This is a genomic window from Shewanella oneidensis MR-1 (assembly GCF_000146165.2).
Lineage (GTDB): Bacteria > Pseudomonadota > Gammaproteobacteria > Enterobacterales > Shewanellaceae > Shewanella > Shewanella oneidensis.
Window position 1 is genome coordinate 710891 of record NC_004347.2, and the last position, 20855, is coordinate 731745.

A 20855-nucleotide genomic window follows, 5' to 3' on the forward strand; every position below is an offset into this window, starting at 1 on the left:
GCGGAGTTAGCAGGTGCGATTGAGTGATTAGCTGTCGATACGCCCCGCGCCGCTACTGGCAGAGCAGAGATAAACCGTCGCATCAATTCCCGTTTGCTCAAAAAACGCCTGTTCGACCGCAGAAACTACCGCATCGGTAAGCTCATGGTCGACTAGCGCAACCACACAGCCATCGGTCATGCGTATGCCACCACGTTCCCCAATCACTTGGCTAACAATATCCACCAAAGTGTCGAATTCGGGCAATGTTACCTCAAAATCATCTCGCAGTGATTGATGGGATTGAGCCATTAATAGACTGAATTTAGAGATATTATTTTGCTCCAAGGCGCGAGCAGCACTCTGAGTGCGTTTATTCTCGGTGACTACGTGTTTGGCGCGGCGATAAAGAGTTTCATCCAATTTATTCTTGGCACTTTCAAGCTGGCGCAGATCGAGGTGGCGTAGTGCATCTAAGCCAAAAAACTCGGCAGCTTGAGCGCATTCTTCACGTCGCTGCTGGCTAATTGTGGCCAATCGTTGTTTCTCAATATGGGCGTCAATAATGATAAGGCTGAGGTTTTCAGGGATCGCAATCGCTTCGCTATCAAGGTCAAGGCAGTCGATGAGTAGCGCATGATCTGGCTCGCCCATCGCGCAAACCATATGATCCATAATGCTGCAAGCCGATGCGACATATCGATATTCGCCACGTTGCGCCAATTGTGCCACTGCCATCGGTGAGAGATGCAATTGGCTGCTGTCACTAATGGCTGTGCCAAAGGCAACGACCAAGGCGCCAGAGGACGATAATCCTGCGGCGAGCGGCACATCGCCCACCACGGCTAAATCTAAGCCCTTGGCGATAAGCCCGGTGTTGGCCATCGCCGCTGTGAACCCTTTTAAATAATTTACCCAACCGTCTTCGGGATGGATTTCGGTTTCTTTGCCGAAGGTCCATTCTTTAATTTGCCCGGGAAAGGCATCAGCAACGGCGCGAAACTTACTGTCTTCACGGCGTTTAACGGCAATAACCGTATGAAAGTTAATGGCGGCAGGCAAAACAAAGCCGTCGTTGTAATCCGTGTATTCGCCGATCAGATTCACTCGGCCTGGGGCTTGATATAAATCATCGGCTTTAGTGCCAAAGGTTTGGACAAATAACTTGGTGGCGCGCTGCGCAGGGTTCGACATGCTGAGAAGACTTCCAAAAAAGCTGGGCTAATTTTGTTCTTGTCTTCGATTTATATCACGACTAAGTCGGCGATGTAACTGAGATTTTCTATGGCAAAGACGATAGTCTTGTTAGGGAAAAACGATAGTGCTTACAACAGTCTGAATCGGATAATGGCGCATTTGATTAGATACTTGATTTTTATAGTTTTAACTAGAGGAGGTTTTGGCTGTTGATTAACCATTTCATGAGCCAATTTATAGCAGAATAGGATGAGTTTAATTCATAGCAAAAATGCGTTTTTGCTAAATTAAACCCATCCAACTTGGTTATTTTATACTAGGGACGATGTCTGTTTTTGAGTGCCTTCTTGCGCTTCTGTACCGGCCTTGGTTTCTGAGTCGGGTAGCAGTTCGTGAACGACATGGTCGACAAAACCCGCACCCGCGGCTTCGTAGAGGTTGTAAACGCTATGCACGCCAGAGTTTCTTAGGGATGCGGCATCCTCACCATATTGCACAATTGCGCTTATTTTTCCTTGATAATTCAGCTTGTTAAGTTGCTCTACGGCGAATAAATTCCCCGCATGGTGTGGCATTGCCAGCAGCACTAACTCAAGGTTTGGCGCCTTATCAAGTTTTTCCCAAAAGTCGGTATCGGAAGCGTCTCCCTGAACCACATTGCGGCCTTTGGCACGATGTAAATCGACCAGATCTTGCTTATGTTCAATTCCGAGGATTTCACCATCGAATCGGGCGCGCAGTTCATCGTAGGCACCACTACCAATACGGCCCATACCCAAGATCAAAAAGCGTGGATTACCAATGGCAATCGGTCTGTCTTCAGGGTGCAGTGGGCGTTTTTCCAGTCTGACTAAACGTAGTTGGAAGCGTTGGTAAATACTTCCGACGGTGGCATTGAGCGGCGCGGCTAATAAAAAGCTAAAGCTTAAGGCCACGGCAATAATGACTAGCCAATGCGACGGCAACCAGCCTTTGCTGGTGGCAACTGCGGCAACAATCAAACCAAACTCGGAGAAGTTACCTAGGTTAAAGGAACCCAGCATTGAGGTGCGCGAACGTAATTTAAAGCGCGTGAGAATATAGACAAACAATAGGATTTTTAGTGGCACTAACAGCACTAATAATGCGGCGAGCACAATATCCGAAACGGTTGGTAATCCATTGAGACCAATGGTTAAGAAGAAGGCGACAAGGAAGAGTTCTTTAAAATAGAACAATGATTTCGCCAGCTCAGAGGCCTTTTTATGACCCGCGAGCAAAATACCAATAACCAGTGCGCCGAGATCCGGTTTAAGGCCTAGGGATTCAAATAACCAAGCGCCGACAACAAGCGCCATCACTAACCCGAAAAGGACTAATAATTCACCGTGGCCAACACGGTCAAAGGCTTTATAAATTAGCGGTTTTGCCAGTGGCAACAATAATAGCGCAAATGCCCATACCGAAGGCACATCGCCCTTTGAAATGGTTAAAAATAGCACGGCAAAAATATCCTGCATAATCAGGATACCAATAGCAACACGGCCATACAGGGATTGCATGTCCCCTTTATCTTCTAATACTTTTACGGCAAACACCGTACTCGAGAAGCTTAACGCAAACGCCAGTAAGGTTAACTGCTCAATCCCAAGACTGGTGAGCTGAGATAATCCTAATAATCCTAAAATTTTGAGAATAGGGACAAATACGAGTATCGATAGTATCAAATGCACACTCGAACCCGCCCACACCTCGGCCTTAAAGAGGCTGCGAATATCGAGTTTTAGACCAATCGCAAACAGCAGTAGCGTGACCCCTAGATTGGCGAGCTCTTGTAACAGTGGCATGCTTTCTTTTTCGATACCCATTACAAACAGTACAAAGCCCGCCACTAAGTAGCCGATGAGGGGGGGAAGTCCTATACGGCTAACGAGCATGCCGCAAATAAGGGTGATAATAAGGATGGCTGGTTCCATAATGCTCCAATTTAAAAAGTCCACGTTAAACAAGGATTGTATAAGAAATCGATGACAGTGCGATAAAAAAGCGGACTTTTAATGAAAAAAGTCCGCTTTTTGTTAGTTTTACGCTAAAACTCCCCGGAGGGAAATTGGCGATTAAACTGCGATTATTTCACCAGATGATCTAAATGGGCTGCAAATTCCTTTGGTCCCATAAAGCCAGTTACCCTTAAATCTTCCCGCGGTTCCCCTTGCTCGTTAAACATTAGCAAAGTGGGTAAACCGAGGACATGGTATTTTTCCAGTAGCGCCACATCCACAGCATCACTCTTAGTGACATCCGCTTGCAGCAGCACGATTTTGTTCATGCGTGCTAATACTTCAGCGTCTTTAAAGGTGATGGCTTCAAACTCTTTACAGGCCACGCACCAGTCGGCGTAGAGATCTAACATCACTGGTTTACCTGCAGCCGTGGCTGCGGCGAGTTCACGGTCTAAATCTTCAATCGATTTAATGTGCTTAAAGCCATGTTCTGCTTCGGCTGTAGCTGTATTTCCTACGGGAGAATGGTTAAAGCCAAAGTGACCCATCACGGCTTGGAAACCGTAGGAGAAGCTTGCCAGCAGGGTTAACATCAGCAGCACGGAGCGCACGGTTTGTTTCCAGTTAAAGGCGCTGAGTTTATTTTGGTGCATCAGGTAACCAGTAAAGCTTATCCCCCAAAGTGACCAAAGTACGTCGGAAACCACACCGGTCCAAATACGCCCAAGCATCACAATCGACACAGCAATCAGCAGGAAGCCAAACACAGTTTTAATGATATTCATCCAAGCGCCAGCGCGTGGCAGTAACTTACCACCCGAGGTGCCAATGATAAGTAGTGGCACGCCCATGCCCATACTAAGCACATACAGCGCGAGGAAGCCTTGTAGTAAATCCCCTGTTTGCGCTACGTACACTAAGGCGCCAGAAAGCGGCGCTGTGGTACAAGGCGAGGCGACTAATCCCGAGATCACCCCCATCAAAAACACGCCAATCAGATTGCCGCCCTTTTGATTGTTTGAAATCGAGTTCATCTTCTCCTGAAAGCGAGAAGGCAGTTTGAGATCGTACAAGCCAAACATGGATAAACTGAGTACAAAGAAGAGGATAGCTAATACCACTAGCACAGCAGGATGTTGCAGTGCTGCTTGGTATTTCATCCCCGCAGAGGCGACGACTAACCCTAAAATCGAATAGGTGATTGCCATCCCTTGCACATAAGCCATCGACAGGGTGAAGGCTTTGGCGGTAGACAGTTTTTGCCCTTGACCGACAATAATGCCCGATAAAATCGGATACATGGGGAACACGCAAGGGGTGAGTGCAAGCCCAATCCCTAAGCCGAAGAAGATCACTAAGGTCCAGAGTAAACTGTCGTTCGATAGCATCTGGCTTAAGCTGTCTTGCTGAGTAATAGGTGCGTTAGTCGCGCTGTTGGCATTGGTCTGCGCAGTCACAGGCTCAGTGGCATCACTGGCAGCAGTTGTCGCGATTTGTCCATCATTGGCGGCAACCGCTTTTAAGCTGACATCCCGTTTGGTCGGTGGATAACAGAGTTTACCTTCGGCACAGCCCATAAAGGTGACGCTTAAGGTGCCGTTGTCATCAGCTTGCTTTAAGCCAACGGGGATATCGATGTAGGTGTAATAAACCTCTTGTTCACCGAAATACTCGTCGTTATGGGGCTTGCCCTTTGGTAGGTCGATGGTACCCAGTTCTGCGCCATTGACGCTAAATTTGAGTTTATCACGGTACATATAGTAGCCGTCGGCAATTACCCAATTGAGGGTAACCTTATTGCCTTCTTGTTTAAAATCGAAGGCAAAGGCTTGATCGACTGGCATTAGCTCTGGTTCGCTTTTTAGAAAACCAAAGTTATTCGCAAAGGCATTGCCACTTAGGGCGAGAGGCGCGAGAAGCAATAATGCAGTGAAGGTAAGGCTAAGTAGTTTTTTCATGGCTGAGTGTTATCTTTTATCCAATCTAAGTAGGCTGGTAGCCCGTGAGTGACGGGTACGGCAATAATTTCAGGCACTTGATAAGGGTGAAGTTTAAGCACAAGCTGCTCTAACTCTGCATAGCGAGTTTGTAAACATTTAATGTGTAAGCTAATTTCTTGCTCTTCACAGATTTTTCCTTCCCATGCATAAACGGAGCGGATGGGCGCCGAAATATGCACGCAAGCCGCGATACGCGCTGCCACTAACGCATGGGCGATGCGATTGGCATGAACGTCGTCAGGACAGCTAGTGCTGACCACTAAATACTGAGGTTGCATAGTGTAGGTATCGTCCCCTAACAATCTTAAACTTCGCTTAAGCCTATTAGGCTAAGCTACTTTACGTGTTTTTATGGTCTCATACATTAACGGCTTAACGAAAGAGTGAGCTAACTATCAGAAGTTTCACCGCTTTAGCGCAGCTTGCGCCCTAATGACTTGAATTAAGACCGGATTGCCCCCATTTAGTTTTCAAACGAGCGAGATAAATCTGAGGTCGGTATGTTTTTAATCCTATTTTTAATATTTGTGCTGATCCCAGTTGTTGAGCTATCAGTGTTAATCCGCGTGGGCGAAATCCTCGGAACCTGGACCACCATTGGCTTAGTATTATTTACCGCTGTTTTGGGCGTATCCTTAGTGCGTAGCCAAGGGCTGAGTACGCTCATGCAAGTGCAACAAAAACTCGCCCGAGGCGAAGCGCCGGGGCAAGAAATTGTCGAAGGCATGATGTTAGCGATGGCTGGGGTATTGCTGGTTATTCCAGGTTTTGTGACTGATTTTATTGGCCTATTATTATTGACGCCGTTAACTCGTCGGCCGATTGCCGCACTGGTTTTTAAGCGTATGCAATTGCGAGTGGTTTCGGGATTACAAGGCGGTATGCACGGTGGGTTTGGCTCACATGCTGATCGGCAATCTAACCCTTTTGATCAATCTCCCTTTGAACAGCATAAGCATTCTGAGGGGAATGTTTACGAGGGGGATTTTGAGCACAAAACCGATGCAAACGATGCTCATAAACTGGTAGATAAAGAGGCTGAATCTAAAGAGCCTAAGGTTTGATCACCAATCGTAGTGAATAAGTCGATAACCCATCACTTTCAGCAAGCTCCCAATGGGAGCTTGTTTGTTTTTACACTATTGCCTGTTGTAGAAAGGCATGAATTTTGTGGCTTAGATTCCAGACATACTATAGTAAAACTTGTACGTATTTTTATGGAGATTCATTATGAAGCCTACAAAGTTAAAGCTGATCTCAGGATTATCCGTCGTAACGTGCTGCCTTATATCTTATGGGGCAATTTCGGGTCCGTTAGCTCCTAATTGCACCCCTGAAAAAGTCGCTAAAAATGGAGTCGTTAAATCAACGGTAGGTGTGAGTGGTCGTTGTACACCTGAAAAAGCCGCAGAGCGCAAAGCTGAAGATGTTAAAGAAGGGCTTGGTGATGCTAAGAATAATGTGACTGACTCAGTAAATGATAAAGTGATGCCTGTAAAACCCGATGAAAAGCTTACCGATAAAGCAGTAGACAGAATAAAACCCGATAAAAAAGAAGGCGTAGACGTGAAGAAAACCGTGAAAAAGGTGATTCAATAACGGTTTAATAGGTGTATTCCTGCTTTGGTATGACTCAGTTTAAGTGAAATGGCCAATCGATAATTGTAACGGTATCGATTGGCCGCGCCGGGAAGCGTTTAAGGTAAAGTCGCGCGAGTCGATGGCCGCGCTAGTCACTAAAGTTGGTTTAATATTGAATGAAAAGCTACACATCACTGGCAGTAAAATTAACGTAAATATGCCATAGACCTATGGTTATCCTCATTGCTGCCATTATGCTGCAAGCACGATTTATACTGGCGCCGAGCAACAAGAATTCTCCCAATCAAAGCCGATGGTGCAGTTAAGTCGATGGCTAAGGGCTGATGGCAGAATGTGCATTTTCATTTTAGGGACGCGAAGATATCAGCTAAACCTGTTGCAATAAACGGGATACTTTGGGATTATCAATCCCACATAATGAGATTGAAATTAAGTTAGAGATGAAAACAGAGGACCTCGCGTTATTTCACCGAATCGCCGAAACCGGCAGTTTGATTGAAGCGGCTGATTTGCTTAACTTACCTAAATCGACCGTGAGTCGGCGTTTACAGGCATTGGAAGATGAGCTGAATATCAAGCTATTCCACCGCCAGAGTCGCTCGATGACGCTCACTTCGGCGGGAAGCCATTTTTACCAACGTTCACAGAACATCTTGGCACAGCTCGATGAAACCTTGTTCGAGATGACCAATGACGATGCCGAGATCCGCGGCCATTTGCGCATACAAATGTTTCCTATCCACAGTATGAATGTACTCATGCAAGCGATTTTCCGCTTTATGGATCTGCACCCTAAGCTCACGGTGGAAGTGATTAGTAGCGCTGAATCGGTTGATATGGTTAAGAATAATCTCGACGTAGCCTTCGTGGTCGAACCCGCATTAGATACCTTAGATCTAGTGGTGCGGCCGATATTCACCACGGATCTGTGTTTTTATGCCAGCCCAACATATTTGGCAAAATACGGCACGCCAAACACGACAAAAGAGATTGAGTCCCATAATGTGTCGTTATTTAGGCTATCAAATGGCAAGATCTTCAATGAGTTATGGATAGGTGCCGAGCAGGAAGTCCGTGTACGTGGGAATTTTTGCTCCAACAGTGTCGAAGTCGCTGTGGAATTTGCCCTGCAAGGGCGCGGCATTGTCTATGCACCCGCAGAAGTCGTGGCTGATCTCGTCGCATCAGGACAGTTAATTACCCTGTTACCCGATATCCCACCCCATCCAGGTGAATGCTATTTGGCTTATCCATCAAGGCGCTATGTGAGTTTGGCCAGCAGACGGTTTATCGACTTTATCATCCAAGAACTGGCGCCTAATGGCGTGCCAACCAACCTCAATGCCTTAGGTGTGCGCCGAGTCTGTAAAGCATCGGAGGAGTCATATCCAGCCGATGATGTGCGCTTTCGCTTTAAAAGTGTCACCTAAATGCTAAAGGGTGTCGGCGGTTGTGGCTTTTACGGGCTCGCAAATCCGCTGGGCTAGATAATAACAGGCAATCCCCATCAGCAAGTTAGTGATGGGGAGTGCGAGCAATAAGCCTTTCACGCCATCGATATAAGACCCAAGCGCAGCCAGTGGCAGCATCAATAGCACTAAGCGGCACAGGTTAATCACTAATGAGCTCATCGGTCTGTGGTAAGCATTTAGCGCAGTGGCGAAAATAATCACTATCCCCAGCGGACCATAGGCGCAGGGCAAAACCAGAATATAAAAACTTAACCACTCTAACACCTGCGGATCGGTACTGAATAAACTCGCGAGTGGCTGGGCAAAAAATGCCAGCGGAATATAGAGTAAGGTTTGGAATACTAAGATAAATTTAAGCGATAGCAGCAAAGCCTGCTTCGCCCTTTGGGGTTGGCCAGCACCGAGATTTTGTGCAATAAACGGCATCAGGCTCGATGATAATGCCATGACCACAATTAACAGCACCGATTCTAAGCGCGTACCCGCACCAAACGCTGCCACCGCGCTATGGTCGATATGCGCCAGCATCGCCATGATCACCGCATTGGCCAGTGGATTGATTAAATTCATCAAAGCCGCAGGTTGGGCGATATGGGCAAGCTTGCTCCAATTGGCGCGCATTCTATCGATATCAAATGCCGCCCGCTCAAGCATTCGATGCTTAATGATCAGCAAATAACCCGAGAGCGACAACGCGACAAGCCATGAGAACAGGGTCGCAATTGCCGCACCTTGGATCTCTAAACGGGGAAAAGGCCCAATGCCGAAGATAAGCAAAGGATCGAGGATTAAGTTAATGATCGCCGCCAGCGTCATAATCATCGCCGGGGAGCGGGTGTCTCCCGTCGAACGTAGGCCTTGGTTGCCCACCATTAATAACACCAACAGCGGCGCGCCCACATACCAATACATCATATAGTCATGAATGAGCGGCAAACTGGTTTCATTGGCGCCAAGCAAACTAAACAGTGGCTCGATAAAAATGCTGCCAAGGGCGGATAAACTGGCGATAAGGATAAAAGTGAGCAGCAGCGCATCGTGCAAAAAAACCTTTGCCTGCGGGGCGTTACCTGAACCAATCAGCCGTCCAAGATTGGTCGATACCCCAGCACCCACGCCAATGGCAATGCTGGAAATAATCAAGGTTACTGGAAAAGTAAAACTGATCGCTGCTAAGGCTTCTGTCCCTAACTGGCTGATAAAAAAAGTGTCAGCAAGGCTAAACCCGAGAATGGTCATAATGCCAATCAAGTTGGGGAGGCTCATGTTGAGCAGTACACGACCAATTGGCGCGCTAAGCAGCCCGTGTCTGTCTTTCATGGAGAAAATAGTGCCTTGTTTGCGAGCGGAGGCGGAATTCTAGCAGGATTGTGCCCACTTGAAAAAACCGACATCAAAAATTTGAATTTTTTTTTGTAAAGGCACTTGGATCTGGCGGGGGTGAACCCCATATCACACACATCAAAGGGGAAGGCGGAAATGCCTCCTCTTTTTCATCACAAAATCGCCTCGATTGTTGGGCATTAAATCATTAGGAGAGTTCATAGATGAATATTCGTCCATTACATGACCGCGTAATCGTTAAGCGTCTAGAAGTTGAATCAACTTCTGCGGGTGGCATCGTATTAACCGGTAGCGCCGCCGAAAAATCGACTCGCGGGGAAGTGCTTGCAGTAGGTAACGGCCGTATTTTAGAAAACGGCACTGTAAGACCTCTGGATGTGAAAGTGGGTGATGTAGTGATCTTCAATGAAGGTTACGGCGTTAAGAAAGAAAAAATCGACGGTCAAGAAGTCTTGATCCTGTCAGAAGCTGACCTGATGGCCATCGTAGGTTAATCCACGGCATCAATTCGACATTCCAATTAATCATTAAAAATGTAAAGGATACTCAATTATGGCAGCTAAAGAAGTTGTATTTGGTAACGACGCACGCGTAAAAATGCTGGCTGGTGTAAACATTCTGGCTAACGCAGTAAAAGTGACCTTAGGCCCTAAAGGCCGTAACGTGGTATTAGACAAGAGCTTTGGCTCACCACTGATCACTAAAGACGGTGTGTCTGTTGCAAAAGAAATCGAATTAGAAGACAAATTCGAAAACATGGGCGCGCAAATGGTGAAAGAAGTTGCTTCTAAAGCCAACGACGCCGCCGGTGACGGTACCACTACTGCAACTGTTCTGGCACAAGCCATTGTAACTGAAGGCTTAAAAGCCGTTGCAGCGGGTATGAACCCAATGGACTTAAAGCGCGGTATCGATAAAGCCGTGATTGCCGCCGTTGCTGAACTGAAAAACCTGTCTCAAGATTGCGCTGACTCAAAAGCGATCGCTCAAGTTGGTACTATCTCTGCAAACTCTGACGAGTCAATCGGCCAAATCATTGCCACTGCAATGGAAAAAGTCGGCAAAGAAGGCGTGATCACCGTTGAAGAAGGCCAAGCACTGGAAAACGAACTGGACGTAGTAGAAGGTATGCAGTTCGACCGTGGCTACCTGTCTCCATACTTCATCAACAAGCCAGAAACCGGCAGCGTTGAATTAGATCACCCATTCGTACTGTTAGTAGACAAGAAAATCTCTAACATTCGCGAACTGTTACCTATCCTTGAAGGTCTGGCAAAAACCGGTAAGCCATTACTGATCGTTGCCGAAGACGTTGAAGGTGAAGCCTTAGCAACGCTCGTTGTTAACAACATGCGCGGTATCGTGAAAGTGGCAGCGGTTAAAGCCCCAGGCTTTGGTGACCGTCGTAAAGCCATGCTGCAAGACGTAGCGATTTTAACTGGCGGTACTGTTATCGCTGAAGAAATCGGCCTAGAGCTTGAAAAAGCAACCCTAGAAGATTTAGGTACTGCTAAGCGTGTTGTTATCACTAAAGACAACACCACCATCATCGATGGTAACGGCGAACAAGCGCAAATCGAAGCGCGCGTAAGCCAAATCAAGCAACAAATCGAAGAATCAACTTCAGACTACGACAAAGAAAAACTGCAAGAGCGTATGGCTAAATTAGCTGGCGGTGTTGCGGTAATTAAAGTCGGTGCAGCGACCGAAGTTGAAATGAAAGAGAAAAAAGCTCGCGTAGAAGACGCACTGCACGCAACCCGTGCTGCGGTTGAAGAAGGCGTGGTACCTGGCGGCGGTGTAGCACTTATACGTGTTGCCTCTAAGATTGCTGACGTTGAAGTGGCTAACGAAGACCAAAAACACGGTGTGGTTATCGCCTTACGTGCAATGGAAGCGCCACTGCGTCAAATCGCGACCAACGCAGGCGAAGAAGCCTCTGTTGTGGCTAACAACGTGAAAAACGGCAGCGGTAACTACGGTTACAACGCGGGCAACGACACCTACGGTGACATGTTAGAAATGGGTATCCTTGACCCAACTAAAGTGACCCGTAGCGCACTGCAATTCGCAGCGTCTATCGCAGGCCTGATGATCACCACCGAAGCAATGGTCGCTGAGCTGCCAAAAGCTGATGCGCCAGATATGGGCGGAATGGGTGGTATGGGCGGAATGGGCGGCATGATGTGATCCTAGCTGGTTTAAATCGGTGATTACGGCGTTGCTGCTCGCTCACATACAAACAACGTATGCTACGCTCACAGCGCCTTGTACTAACACGATTTATCCTGCGCAAAAGCATCGGTGGTCTTTAGCTTAATCGCTTAAAACCCAAATAGTTGTAAGAGAAAAATGAAAACCCCGACTCGGGTAACTGAGTCGGGGTTTTGTTTTTTGACTGGCGACTTGGGTAAGTATTAGGTGTACTTATCTACACTTTTTGGGTTTTAAGCACTGAAATCGCTATGAAGGTGTAACATTGTACACTTTTGGTTGGCTTGTCATTATCAACAATCAAAAAGTGTACTTATATACACTTTTTGATTGAATGGGACTGATATTAAGGCTAAGGTGTATGAAGATACACTTTTGGAGACGATAATGGCATCACCGTTAAATCAACAATCCCTCGGCTTGTTAATTAAAGAACGCAGGAAAAGTGCTGCTCTTACTCAAGACGTGGCGGCCATGCTGTGCGGCGTAACCAAAAAAACGCTGATCCGAGTTGAAAAGGGCGAGGATGTTTATATCTCAACCGTATTCAAAATCCTTGATGGTCTGGGGATTGATATCGTTTCGGCTCAAACCAGCGACACCGAAACTAACGGCTGGTATTAACTTATGAGTACAGCTAAAACGCTTACGCTAGAGATGCACCTCGGTGATTTAATGATCGGGGAGTTATCCTTTGATGCCACGGCCGACACCTTTGCCGTGCATTACACCAAAGACTGGCAGCAAAGTGGATTTCCACTTTCACCAACTATTCCCTTAGATGGCACAGGAACGAGCAATCAAATATCAATGTTTTTGGTTAACTTATTGCCAGAAAACAAAGGATTAGATTATCTGATTGAATCGCTTGGCGTCTCTAAGGGGAATACCTTTGCCTTGATCCGCGCCATTGGTCTCGATACCGCAGGCGCCATTGCTTTCGTTCCTAAAGGGGCTTTACTGCCTGAAACACAATTGCGGCCAATTAAGGCTGAAGAAGTTATTCAACGCATTGAAGATCCCACAATGTGGCCGATGGAAATTTGGGACGGCAAACCTCGACTATCGGTAGCGGGTGTTCAACCTAAATTAAACCTGTTTTATAACGGGAAAGAATTTGCCTTTGCCGAAGGCACGCTGTCATCGACCCATATTGTTAAATTCGAAAAATATCATCATTTAGTGATCAATGAATTTATAACGATGCGCTTAGCCAAAGTGCTTGGGATGAATGTGGCGAATGTCGATATTGTTCATTTTGGCCGTTACAAAGCCCTTTGTGTTGAACGCTTTGACAGACGCAATATTCCAGGCGAGCAAAGAGTGTTAAGAAGGCACATTGTTGATAGCTGCCAAGCACTTGGTTTTAGTGTAAGCAAAAAATATGAACGTAATTTTGGTACGGGGCGCGATGTTAAAGATATTCGTGAGGGGGTAAGTTTTAACAGGCTATTTAGTCTTGCCGCAAAATGCCGCAATCCCGTGGCAGCTAAGCAGGATATGCTGCAATGGGCGCTATTCAATTTACTGACCGGCAATGCCGATGCACACGGTAAAAACTACTCATTTTTTATGACGCCAAGCGGAATGGAGCCAACTCCTTGGTACGATTTGGTCAGCGTAGATATGTATGAGGATTTTGAACAACAGCTTGCGATGGCTATTGATGACGAGTTTGATCCAAATAGCATTTACGCATATCAATTAGCCGCATTTATGGATGGTTTGGGTTTACCAAGAAATTTATTAATTAGTAACTTAACGAGAATAGCGCGAAGAATACCGCAGGCAATAGCGGAGGTGATTTTAATGCTCCCGCCCCTTGATGAAGATGAAGCATCATTTGTGGCTCATTACAAAACCCAGTTACTGGCGAGATGTGAACGTTACCTTGGTTTTGTTGACGAGGTCAGGGATGTGGAAGTGTAGCTCTAGCTACAGTTTATGACCCAGCGGTAATTTTTAAGGGGGTTGTGAAATGCTATCACCTTTGGTTTGTTTGTTAATCTATAGAGTTGAGCATATCTCATAATTCTTGATTGCTTTTAAAGGCAAAATCAAAGTCGTGGGGCTTCACCCCACACCCGACCAAGAGGGGAAAAGCGCCTGTTCCCCTTTTGGAAATCCCCCGGCGTCCCTAGCGAAGTTACATGCATTAATTAGTGGCTTTGTGCTTATTCGAAAATTGCTAACGCTTCCGATGGTACATCCCCTTTCCTTTAAATAAAGAGTCCGAAAGCTAGCGAGGCATCCATGCCTCGCTCACGCGCTTTTCTTCAACGCCCTTCAGCAACTTCGCAGGGGAGGGTGAACTTCTGTTATCTCGGTTTAGGCTGTTAATCCCAGAGAAGTTACAGTAGTCCTATTTTTTAGAAAATTAACAATGAAAGTCTGTTAAATTCCCTAGTGTATTTAAACTTATTAATTTTCAGTTAACTCTGTAGTTAATTCTTCAGATGGTGACTCCTTGGTGGCACCAAGATTAAAGGTATCATTAATCAACAATGCAGTGCTAACTTCCTTCTCATCTTCTGAATTTAATCCAATTTGAACGCGGCCAATAAGACTTTCTAAAGGTTCTTTGAATGATAATGAGTTTATACTTGTAATCCATTGTATTCTAACGATATTTTTAGTATCTAACCAACGGTTTATTCGTTGCATTAATAATGTCTCATTAATGGAGGTTAGATTTTTCTTAAATAAAGGACTAAGTACATTAAATAAGTCATCATCTAAATAGTCATCTTCAGTATTAAAATAAGATTTAGTTATTTTTGGTGCTATAGTTTTATTAAGGTCTGTCGTTTTTGATAAAAGTTCTGGAATAAGTTTGACTAATTCTTTCTTAATGTTATATTTCTTATCCGAAGAAACGACTTCAATTAAATAGTCATTGAGTGCATCTGAGAATATATAGTTTTTATTATTGACAATGCCTAGTAAGTCGAGACTATAAAATTTTCTGTGTAAGTGGCTGTTGATCATAACGACACACGGTCACTGTACATGATCATAAACTGCGTCATGGCAGGCTTCCAATCTCGTAGTGGCATTGTCCACTTTTTAGCAATCTGGTGTAAAGCCAGATACAGTAACTTCAGCACCGCGTCATCGCTCGGAAATGACCGTCTGGTCTTGGTCACCTGACGTAGGCTGGCATTGAGTGATTCGATGGCGTTGGTGGTGTAAATCACCTTGCGGATTTCCGGGGGATAGTCGAAGAACACGCTAAGCCTGGTCCAGTTTTCACGCCAAGATTTGCTAATGCTTGGATGCTGCTTATCCCACGTCTTTGCAAATTGCTCCAGCGCCAGTTCGGCTTGCTGCAACGTGGCTGCGCCATAAATCGTTTTAAGATCTGCTGCAACGGCTTTACGCTCTTTCCAACTGACGAAGCGCAGGCTGTTGCGGATTTGATGCACGATGCACAGCTGTACCTGCGTTTTAGGGTAAACCGCCTCTATCGCATCGGGAAAGCCCTTTAGCCCATCAACACAGGCGATGAAGATATCTTCTACACCGCGGTTTTTCAGCTCGTTCATCACCGACAGCCAGAACTTAGCGCCTTCGGTTTGTGCTATCCATAAGCCCAGCAGCTCTTTCTCACCATCGGTGTTCACGCCAAGGGCAAGGTAGACGGATTTGTTCTGGATGCTGCCAGAATCACGGCTACGCACGACCAAACAGTCTAAATACACTATCGGGTATACCGGTGCTAATGGCCGCAATTGCCAGGCTTTGACCTCATCCAATACGGCATTGGTGATCTGAGAGATAAACGTCGGCGAGACTTCAACACCATAGGTTTCTTCAAAGTGGGCTTGGATATCACGGGTAGACATGCCTCTGGCGTAAAGCGAGACAATTCGCTCATCAAAGCCACCGAGCTGTTTCTCGCCTTTCTTAATCAGTTTAGGCTCGAAGCTGCCATTACGGTCTCGCGGTGTTTCAAGCTCAATGTCGCCGTGAATGCTGCGCACTGATTTACGGCTTTTACCGTTGCGGGAGTTACCAGTGTTAAAACCTGCCGCATCATGTTTGGCATAACCAAGATGCAGTTCCATCTCGGCTTCAAGAGCACGCTCAGCAAGTTTTTTAGTCAACTGCCTAAGGATACCTTGCTCACCAAGCAGGTCTTGTGGGGATTCGTAATCAGCTAATAACTGATCGATAAGCTGGTCTGATACTGGCATTCTTTTATTCCTTTCAAATACATGGATAGAATGCCACTTACACAGTTCTTTTTACACTCTCAGTAAGTCGCCATTATCGATCAAGCATTGAATCCAAATTTCTTTTGATGCTTTCTTTATCTCATTATTTATAAATTCACGTGATTCTTTATTCTCTATGGGATAAAATATTTTGAATACACTTTGATATACTAATGGTTGATCTAGCATGTTCTCCATGTTGGCTTTGAAAGAACCGTAATTGATAAGCTTCTCAGCAAAATCATTTATTTCATTGTCATCAGCCCAGTCATATTCATCGATAAAGCATGCTCCTGCCCATGATTTGTATTGATCAGTACTGAACTCTGATCTAATTATATTGATTGCTGTTTTGTTTCTTGGGTCTCTACATAACTCCCATATCAAATCAACTTTATCAATTTCTACAAATTTGCTATATATTTTCGATAGTAAATCTTTGTCTTCTGTACTGTGCCAAAATGATTTTACGAAATCAGAAATGTTTGGGTCATCCTGTAATGACTTTATTGAGTCACTACATAATGCGACTAAAATTGGCAGGGAAGGATTAGTGTGACATTGAGAGTTGCGTCCAGCTAACCAAAAATTTGGATTCTTAACAGCAGATTGAATTTTGTTTGAAATATCTTGGTTGCTGCTATTTGCAAGGGGAATACTAAATTTATATACTTCTTCACACTCATAGCTTCGATTGCTAATATTTAGCCAAGTTGCCAATTTTCCTGCAACATCAATCCATTCATTAGACTGAGAGTTTATTTCATATGTTTTAATCAAATGATATAAAGACTCTTCATTAATTGAAGGTCCCGTAAATTGCGCTTCTTCAGCAAGTTGTTTAATAGTATCCTTTTTTGGTAATACATTATCTAATGAAAAATTGCTACTGTCGATTTGATTAATCCAAACTTTCCAATTTTCTATTGTTAGCTTGTTATATAACATTCTTTCCAATGGGTATTTTTTTGTTTTAAAAAATCTGCCATTCTTGAAATATTTTCAAGTGATTTTTTGCTAAATTTTTCACTGTTTATGGTTAACACTATGGCAGCTAGTTTTTCTTGAGTTAAGTTTTTAACTGATTCAATAAATTTATTTTTATTTCGTGTGAGTCTTAATGTTAAATCAATGGGCTCTACATAGTTTGACTCAGAAAAATCTAACTTTGAAAAGCCAGTAAGCCAAATTTTTGATATATTTTCAATGTCGCTTTCAATTTTATTTTCGTAGTCTTTAAGGCCTGTATATAATGCTTTTGTAAAGGATACCTTGTATGTATCATTATTATCTACATTCGGCATCCAAAGACTTCTTGAAGTCTCATACGCGACCCAGAAACCATATCCATGTTGTTGTGATAACGTTTGTAACCTATCCCCATCCCCATCTTTAAATGACGAGTATATTTCAGGCCCTAGTAACAGCTGTAAACCTTTGTTCTTTTTAACTCCAAATAGTAAGCCTGCTATTTCAGCTAAGATTTCCGATGTATCGTTATCTGTCTTATAGTTTTCAGGTAATACAGCTGATGCAAGGGATGTTCTTAACTCCCCTGTTGTTAATGACTGTTTAAATAGCACATAAAGAGAGATTGCCTCTATTGACATATTTCCTCCCCACATTGAACCTAACAACCCGACTTGGTTAACAAATACTTTAATATCACGTGGTGTTGGAAATTTATTTTTTCGGCTAGTGTATTTTATAAATGTTGATAATACTTTTTCCTTCTCATTTTGTGGCCAACTATTTAGCGAGTCGTTAATACAGTCCTCTGCATATTTCGACCATCCTGACATAACTGGTTGTGGTACTTCAGCTATAATTTGGAAACATTTTTTTATAAATGAATCTCCTATGTCATCATCATTAGATTTCCATATTTTTTTGAATCCTTCTCGATCAAACGGAATTATGAACCAGGTAGTATTGCTGCAGGTTATATTTTCAGTTGATCTTCTTTGGAAAAAGGTTTGTAGTGTAGACCAAATATTTTTAGCTTGTTCTGAATCCACTCTATCTAAGTTGTCAATTACTATTATGCATTTATTTATTATTTTTGTACTGATAGATTCTTTGATTATTTCTGTGAAATGTTCTTCAAATTCTATGGAGGTTCTCTCACTATTATCTGTTATATCCTGTGAATAGTCTTCTGTTGATTCGGTAGAAAAAAATTCCCAAGATATTTCATTGTGAATGTCTCTATCACCATAAAATTTCCACCATATAAGAACCAGCATAGGAGATAAGCTTAAAATTAACCCAAAAATAAATACCCAGTATATATTTGTAGCGTTTTCACTCCATGGGAATGAAAGTTCGCTATAGTTTGTTTTGTTGAGTAGTGACACACCTATAGGTATAGTCAGTGCCGATAACGAAATGAATTTACCTAATCTAGATGTGCTTTTTTTTGATTTTACTTCAACAGTTTTTGTTCTTCCTGATATTTTGTTTTTAATATTATTTAGTTGTTCGTGTTTTTTTCAGAGTCTAGCTCATTAATTAAAGACTCTAAGAATATCCTTCTGAGAGGATCTCCTTCATGAGCCCACGCATCGAACATGAAGAATAGAGTTTTTTCATCATCTTTAATCAACTTCTTTCTCAATAAATTAATTACAGTCGACTTTCCCGAGCCCCATTCACCTTCTAAGCCAATCGTTACTCCTTGTTCGGAGTTTTTTATTGTGTAATATAGGTTATTTGCAACTCGCTCATGTGTTCGGTCTTCAAATAAGTCTTGACTTGGTACATTTTCATTTAAAATTCTGAATGTATATCCAGTGTTGTTAATATCGTCAACCATTATATTTCTCTCTTCTTTTCTAAAAGTATATAATTAATTAGTCGCGAAAAAATTAATTGACAATCGGTTTTAACATTTTCTCATCTAATTTCTTATCTGACGCCTTATTGGCATCTATAAACACCACAATTTTTTCTTTATTATGCATTTTTGTTCCAACGAATCTGGTTATGCTTTACCCGTTTTTAAGGATGAGAAGTAGTACCCGCAGATGGAGCCAATTATTGCACTTGAAAAGGCAAGAAGTTCGGTGAAGTACTTGTTTTCAAAAAGGGCGGCTAGGCTAATGATTATAAGTAAGGCTATCACTAGCATGATTGCTAAAATGGGCGCAGCTCTTTTATTCATTCGTTCAGTTAAAGGTTCGGCTTTTCCGATTCCCCCGCATGAACCACATATCAATCCAAATTGATTTCGTCTTCGCCAAATTGGTATTTCGTTGAGTTTTGCACAGCGTTCACACGAACTGTTATTCGTTCCATTGGAACAAGTTCCTGTTCCTGAACAATGTTTGCAATCATAAAGATTGACCGTGACATCTTGCATTTATGTTCCTTCACAAATTTTTGGGTATTGGGCGTAAGCCTTGTTATGGTGGCGTTATCTGAGGGTTTAAGCACGCTACCGCCCATGGCACTTGCTACCAGACAGCACATAGGTGATAAATTTTAATAAAAACAATAATAAAGCTATCAGCTTGTGGTTGGTGAAACCTTAAACTGAATCACAATTGGTACTGAGGGGGAGCATCTTTAAGGAGAGGTGTAGAATGCTTGTCCTTGCCTTGTTCGCTTTGTCGAGCGGATCTTCCCTGACTCGTTTTATCGCCATTTTAATCAACGAATTTATCGTTAACACTAAATCGGCATTGATTAAGTAACAGCTTAAGCATTGTTTATTAATCAAAATTTAACTTAGCGTACAGCATATGATGAACAGCGGCAATAGTGCTCCATTGCCAAGGAAAAGTTATCTCTTGGATTTAAACGAACCCCGATTGTTAATTTTCTAAAGATATAGAAGGAATCACTCTGCTAGTTTTGCATTAGCCCAAAATGGAACATTCATTTGTTTTTCAGTAAATCGCAGACAACACCAAAGTGACAGAAGTTCACCATCCCCTCGGAGTTGCCGCAGGGCATTTGCGGTCTTTGCGTGAGCGAGGCATGGATGCCGAGATAGCGTCAGTCGAATCAGGGACGAGCGTCTGACGCGGTAGCATAAGGACGCTTAATGCCCAAGGGGCTTTCAACTCCGTTAGGGGCGTCTTGGAGCATCCAAGGAGGATAGGACGAGCAGTCCTCCTTGGTCGGGTGTGGGTTGAAGACCCACGACTTTAACGCCCCTCGGCCGTAAGGCCGCAATAACTCAATATCTACATAAACAAGTGTGGAGTGAAACCCCACGACTTTGATCCAAACGAAGTTTGGATAATCAAGCTTGATTCCCCTCGGCTGTAAGGCCGCAATAACTAAATATCTACATAAACAAGTGGGATTAACCCCCACAACTTTAACTCCACTTGGTCGTAAGGCCATAAAAAACATCTCCCTTTTCTAATCAATGGCTTGCCATTTTACTGCTTGCTAATACAAGTCACTTCTCTTGAGCTTTTGACTCAATTGTATTGAATGTAAACCTCGAATAGCATTGGTGTAACTTAATGTTATCTAAATTGCTACGTTCAATGACAGTCGTCGTGATGAACACTAACTGAAGAGAATAACGGATGTTGCTGCGAGCGATTTATTCGGCAGGTGTGCTGATGCTTTTGTTGCCGGCGGTAACTCACGCCAACGAGAGCAATAAATTATTGAATATGTGCAAGGCCTGCCATGGCGAGTCTGGCATGAGTCGTTTTGAACATATTCCGAATATCGGATGGCAAAACTCGGATTATCTGTTGAAGCAGCTTCGAGCCTTTAAGGCTGGCACGCGCCAAGATCCCACTATGACTAAAGTCGCTCAGTTATTGAGTGAGGCTGATATGCAGCAGATGGCGGAATACTTTTACCTCGGAAAGGATAAATAAC

The 20855-nt window shown here is 43.8% G+C and carries 19 protein-coding genes; 8 read left to right on the plus strand and 11 right to left on the minus strand.

The features are described 5' to 3' along the window. Positions 1–27: 27 nt before the first annotated feature. The 4 genes from galK to cutA all read right to left on the minus strand — a co-directional run bounded on the left by galK (position 28) and on the right by cutA (position 5436). Positions 28–1173: a galactokinase gene (galK, locus tag SO_RS03290; RefSeq protein ID WP_011071013.1), complete on the minus strand. Its 1146-nt coding sequence runs from the start codon at positions 1171–1173 to the stop codon at positions 28–30. Positions 1174–1487: 314 nt separating this feature from the next. Beyond that, on the minus strand, positions 1488–3131 hold the full coding sequence (locus SO_RS03295) for a cation:proton antiporter family protein (RefSeq protein WP_011071014.1): 1644 nt from the start codon (positions 3129–3131) through the stop codon (positions 1488–1490). Positions 3132–3283: 152 nt separating this feature from the next. After that, on the minus strand, positions 3284–5116 hold the full coding sequence (locus SO_RS03300; protein ID WP_011071015.1) for a protein-disulfide reductase DsbD: 1833 nt from the start codon (positions 5114–5116) through the stop codon (positions 3284–3286). Then, positions 5113–5436, minus strand: a complete 324-nt coding sequence (cutA, locus tag SO_RS03305; protein WP_011071016.1) for a divalent-cation tolerance protein CutA — start codon at positions 5434–5436, stop codon at positions 5113–5115. Before cutA ends, SO_RS03300 begins: the two co-directional genes overlap by 4 nt. A 222-nt stretch (positions 5437–5658) precedes the next feature. On the opposite strand from cutA, the gene SO_RS03310 reads away from it, so the two are divergent. From SO_RS03310 to SO_RS03320, 3 genes are all read left to right on the plus strand, one after another. After that, on the plus strand, positions 5659–6222 hold the full coding sequence (locus tag SO_RS03310) for an FxsA family protein (protein WP_011071017.1): 564 nt from the start codon (positions 5659–5661) through the stop codon (positions 6220–6222). A gap of 166 nt (positions 6223–6388) precedes the next feature. After that, a complete protein-coding gene (locus tag SO_RS03315; protein ID WP_011071018.1) occupies positions 6389–6757 on the plus strand; it encodes a hypothetical protein in 369 nt (122 codons plus the stop codon). A 443-nt stretch (positions 6758–7200) separates the two neighbouring features. Next, positions 7201–8190: a LysR family transcriptional regulator gene (locus SO_RS03320; RefSeq protein WP_011071019.1), complete on the plus strand. Its 990-nt coding sequence runs from the start codon at positions 7201–7203 to the stop codon at positions 8188–8190. 3 nt (positions 8191–8193) lie between these two features. On the opposite strand, the gene SO_RS03325 is transcribed toward SO_RS03320, so the two are convergent. After that, positions 8194–9552, minus strand: coding sequence for an MATE family efflux transporter (locus SO_RS03325; protein ID WP_011071020.1), 1359 nt, complete (start codon positions 9550–9552; stop codon positions 8194–8196). 227 nt (positions 9553–9779) lie between these two features. On the opposite strand from SO_RS03325, the gene SO_RS03330 reads away from it, so the two are divergent. From SO_RS03330 to hipA, 4 genes are all read left to right on the plus strand, one after another. Beyond that, positions 9780–10070, plus strand: coding sequence for a co-chaperone GroES (locus SO_RS03330; protein WP_011071021.1), 291 nt, complete (start codon positions 9780–9782; stop codon positions 10068–10070). A gap of 58 nt (positions 10071–10128) precedes the next feature. Further along, positions 10129–11766, plus strand: a complete 1638-nt coding sequence (gene groL, locus SO_RS03335) for a chaperonin GroEL (RefSeq protein ID WP_011071022.1) — start codon at positions 10129–10131, stop codon at positions 11764–11766. Positions 11767–12177: 411 nt separating this feature from the next. Beyond that, the gene (gene hipB, locus SO_RS03340; protein WP_011071023.1) at positions 12178–12414 is read left to right on the plus strand and encodes a type II toxin-antitoxin system antitoxin HipB; all 237 of its coding nucleotides are present in this window, start codon (positions 12178–12180) and stop codon (positions 12412–12414) included. Positions 12415–12417: 3 nt separating this feature from the next. Beyond that, positions 12418–13719, plus strand: a complete 1302-nt coding sequence (hipA, locus tag SO_RS03345; RefSeq protein ID WP_011071024.1) for a type II toxin-antitoxin system toxin serine/threonine-protein kinase HipA — start codon at positions 12418–12420, stop codon at positions 13717–13719. 492 nt (positions 13720–14211) lie between these two features. Here hipA and SO_RS03350 read toward each other — a convergent pair whose 3' ends face one another. The 6 genes from SO_RS03350 to SO_RS23120 all read right to left on the minus strand — a co-directional run bounded on the left by SO_RS03350 (position 14212) and on the right by SO_RS23120 (position 19368). Continuing rightward, entirely contained in the window at positions 14212–14778 is a 567-nt protein-coding gene (locus tag SO_RS03350; protein WP_164925615.1) for a hypothetical protein, read from the minus strand. Then, complete coding sequence (locus SO_RS03355) at positions 14775–15986, minus strand: IS256-like element ISSod18 family transposase (RefSeq protein ID WP_011071025.1); 1212 nt, start codon at positions 15984–15986, stop codon at positions 14775–14777. The genes SO_RS03350 and SO_RS03355 overlap by 4 nt, the downstream gene beginning before the upstream one ends. 51 nt (positions 15987–16037) lie before the next feature. Further along, the gene (locus SO_RS03360) at positions 16038–16955 is read right to left on the minus strand and encodes a hypothetical protein (RefSeq protein ID WP_164925616.1); all 918 of its coding nucleotides are present in this window, start codon (positions 16953–16955) and stop codon (positions 16038–16040) included. Next, on the minus strand, positions 16937–18364 hold the full coding sequence (locus tag SO_RS03365) for a P-loop NTPase fold protein (protein WP_164925617.1): 1428 nt from the start codon (positions 18362–18364) through the stop codon (positions 16937–16939). Before SO_RS03365 ends, SO_RS03360 begins: the two co-directional genes overlap by 19 nt. A gap of 116 nt (positions 18365–18480) precedes the next feature. Then, the gene (locus SO_RS03370) at positions 18481–18822 is read right to left on the minus strand and encodes a P-loop NTPase fold protein (RefSeq protein ID WP_164925618.1); all 342 of its coding nucleotides are present in this window, start codon (positions 18820–18822) and stop codon (positions 18481–18483) included. A 168-nt stretch (positions 18823–18990) separates the two neighbouring features. Continuing rightward, on the minus strand, positions 18991–19368 hold the full coding sequence (locus SO_RS23120) for a molecular chaperone DnaJ (RefSeq protein ID WP_011071027.1): 378 nt from the start codon (positions 19366–19368) through the stop codon (positions 18991–18993). 1219 nt (positions 19369–20587) lie between these two features. Here SO_RS23120 and SO_RS03380 point away from each other — a divergent pair. After that, the gene (locus SO_RS03380; RefSeq protein ID WP_238560544.1) at positions 20588–20854 is read left to right on the plus strand and encodes a c-type cytochrome; all 267 of its coding nucleotides are present in this window, start codon (positions 20588–20590) and stop codon (positions 20852–20854) included. Position 20855 lies beyond the last annotated feature (1 nt).

Bases quoted from the DNA above. Each gene is read 5' to 3' on its own strand.
- SO_RS03380 (WP_238560544.1), top strand. From the start codon at position 20,588: ATGCTTTTGTTGCCGGCGGTAACTCACGCCAACGAGAGCAATAAATTA.
- SO_RS03355 (WP_011071025.1), bottom strand. From the start codon at position 15,986: ATGCCAGTATCAGACCAGCTTATCGATCAGTTATTAGCTGATTACGAA.
- hipA (WP_011071024.1), top strand. From the start codon at position 12,418: ATGAGTACAGCTAAAACGCTTACGCTAGAGATGCACCTCGGTGATTTA.
- SO_RS03350 (WP_164925615.1), bottom strand. From the start codon at position 14,778: ATGATCAACAGCCACTTACACAGAAAATTTTATAGTCTCGACTTACTA.
- SO_RS03310 (WP_011071017.1), top strand. From the start codon at position 5,659: ATGTTTTTAATCCTATTTTTAATATTTGTGCTGATCCCAGTTGTTGAG.
- SO_RS23120 (WP_011071027.1), bottom strand. From the start codon at position 19,368: ATGCAAGATGTCACGGTCAATCTTTATGATTGCAAACATTGTTCAGGA.
- cutA (WP_011071016.1), bottom strand. From the start codon at position 5,436: ATGCAACCTCAGTATTTAGTGGTCAGCACTAGCTGTCCTGACGACGTT.
- hipB (WP_011071023.1), top strand. From the start codon at position 12,178: ATGGCATCACCGTTAAATCAACAATCCCTCGGCTTGTTAATTAAAGAA.
- SO_RS03360 (WP_164925616.1), bottom strand. From the start codon at position 16,955: ATGTTATATAACAAGCTAACAATAGAAAATTGGAAAGTTTGGATTAAT.
- groL (WP_011071022.1), top strand. From the start codon at position 10,129: ATGGCAGCTAAAGAAGTTGTATTTGGTAACGACGCACGCGTAAAAATG.
- SO_RS03325 (WP_011071020.1), bottom strand. From the start codon at position 9,552: ATGAAAGACAGACACGGGCTGCTTAGCGCGCCAATTGGTCGTGTACTG.
- SO_RS03300 (WP_011071015.1), bottom strand. From the start codon at position 5,116: ATGAAAAAACTACTTAGCCTTACCTTCACTGCATTATTGCTTCTCGCG.
- SO_RS03330 (WP_011071021.1), top strand. From the start codon at position 9,780: ATGAATATTCGTCCATTACATGACCGCGTAATCGTTAAGCGTCTAGAA.
- SO_RS03320 (WP_011071019.1), top strand. From the start codon at position 7,201: ATGAAAACAGAGGACCTCGCGTTATTTCACCGAATCGCCGAAACCGGC.
- galK (WP_011071013.1), bottom strand. From the start codon at position 1,173: ATGTCGAACCCTGCGCAGCGCGCCACCAAGTTATTTGTCCAAACCTTT.
- SO_RS03295 (WP_011071014.1), bottom strand. From the start codon at position 3,131: ATGGAACCAGCCATCCTTATTATCACCCTTATTTGCGGCATGCTCGTT.
- SO_RS03370 (WP_164925618.1), bottom strand. From the start codon at position 18,822: ATGGTTGACGATATTAACAACACTGGATATACATTCAGAATTTTAAAT.
- SO_RS03315 (WP_011071018.1), top strand. From the start codon at position 6,389: ATGAAGCCTACAAAGTTAAAGCTGATCTCAGGATTATCCGTCGTAACG.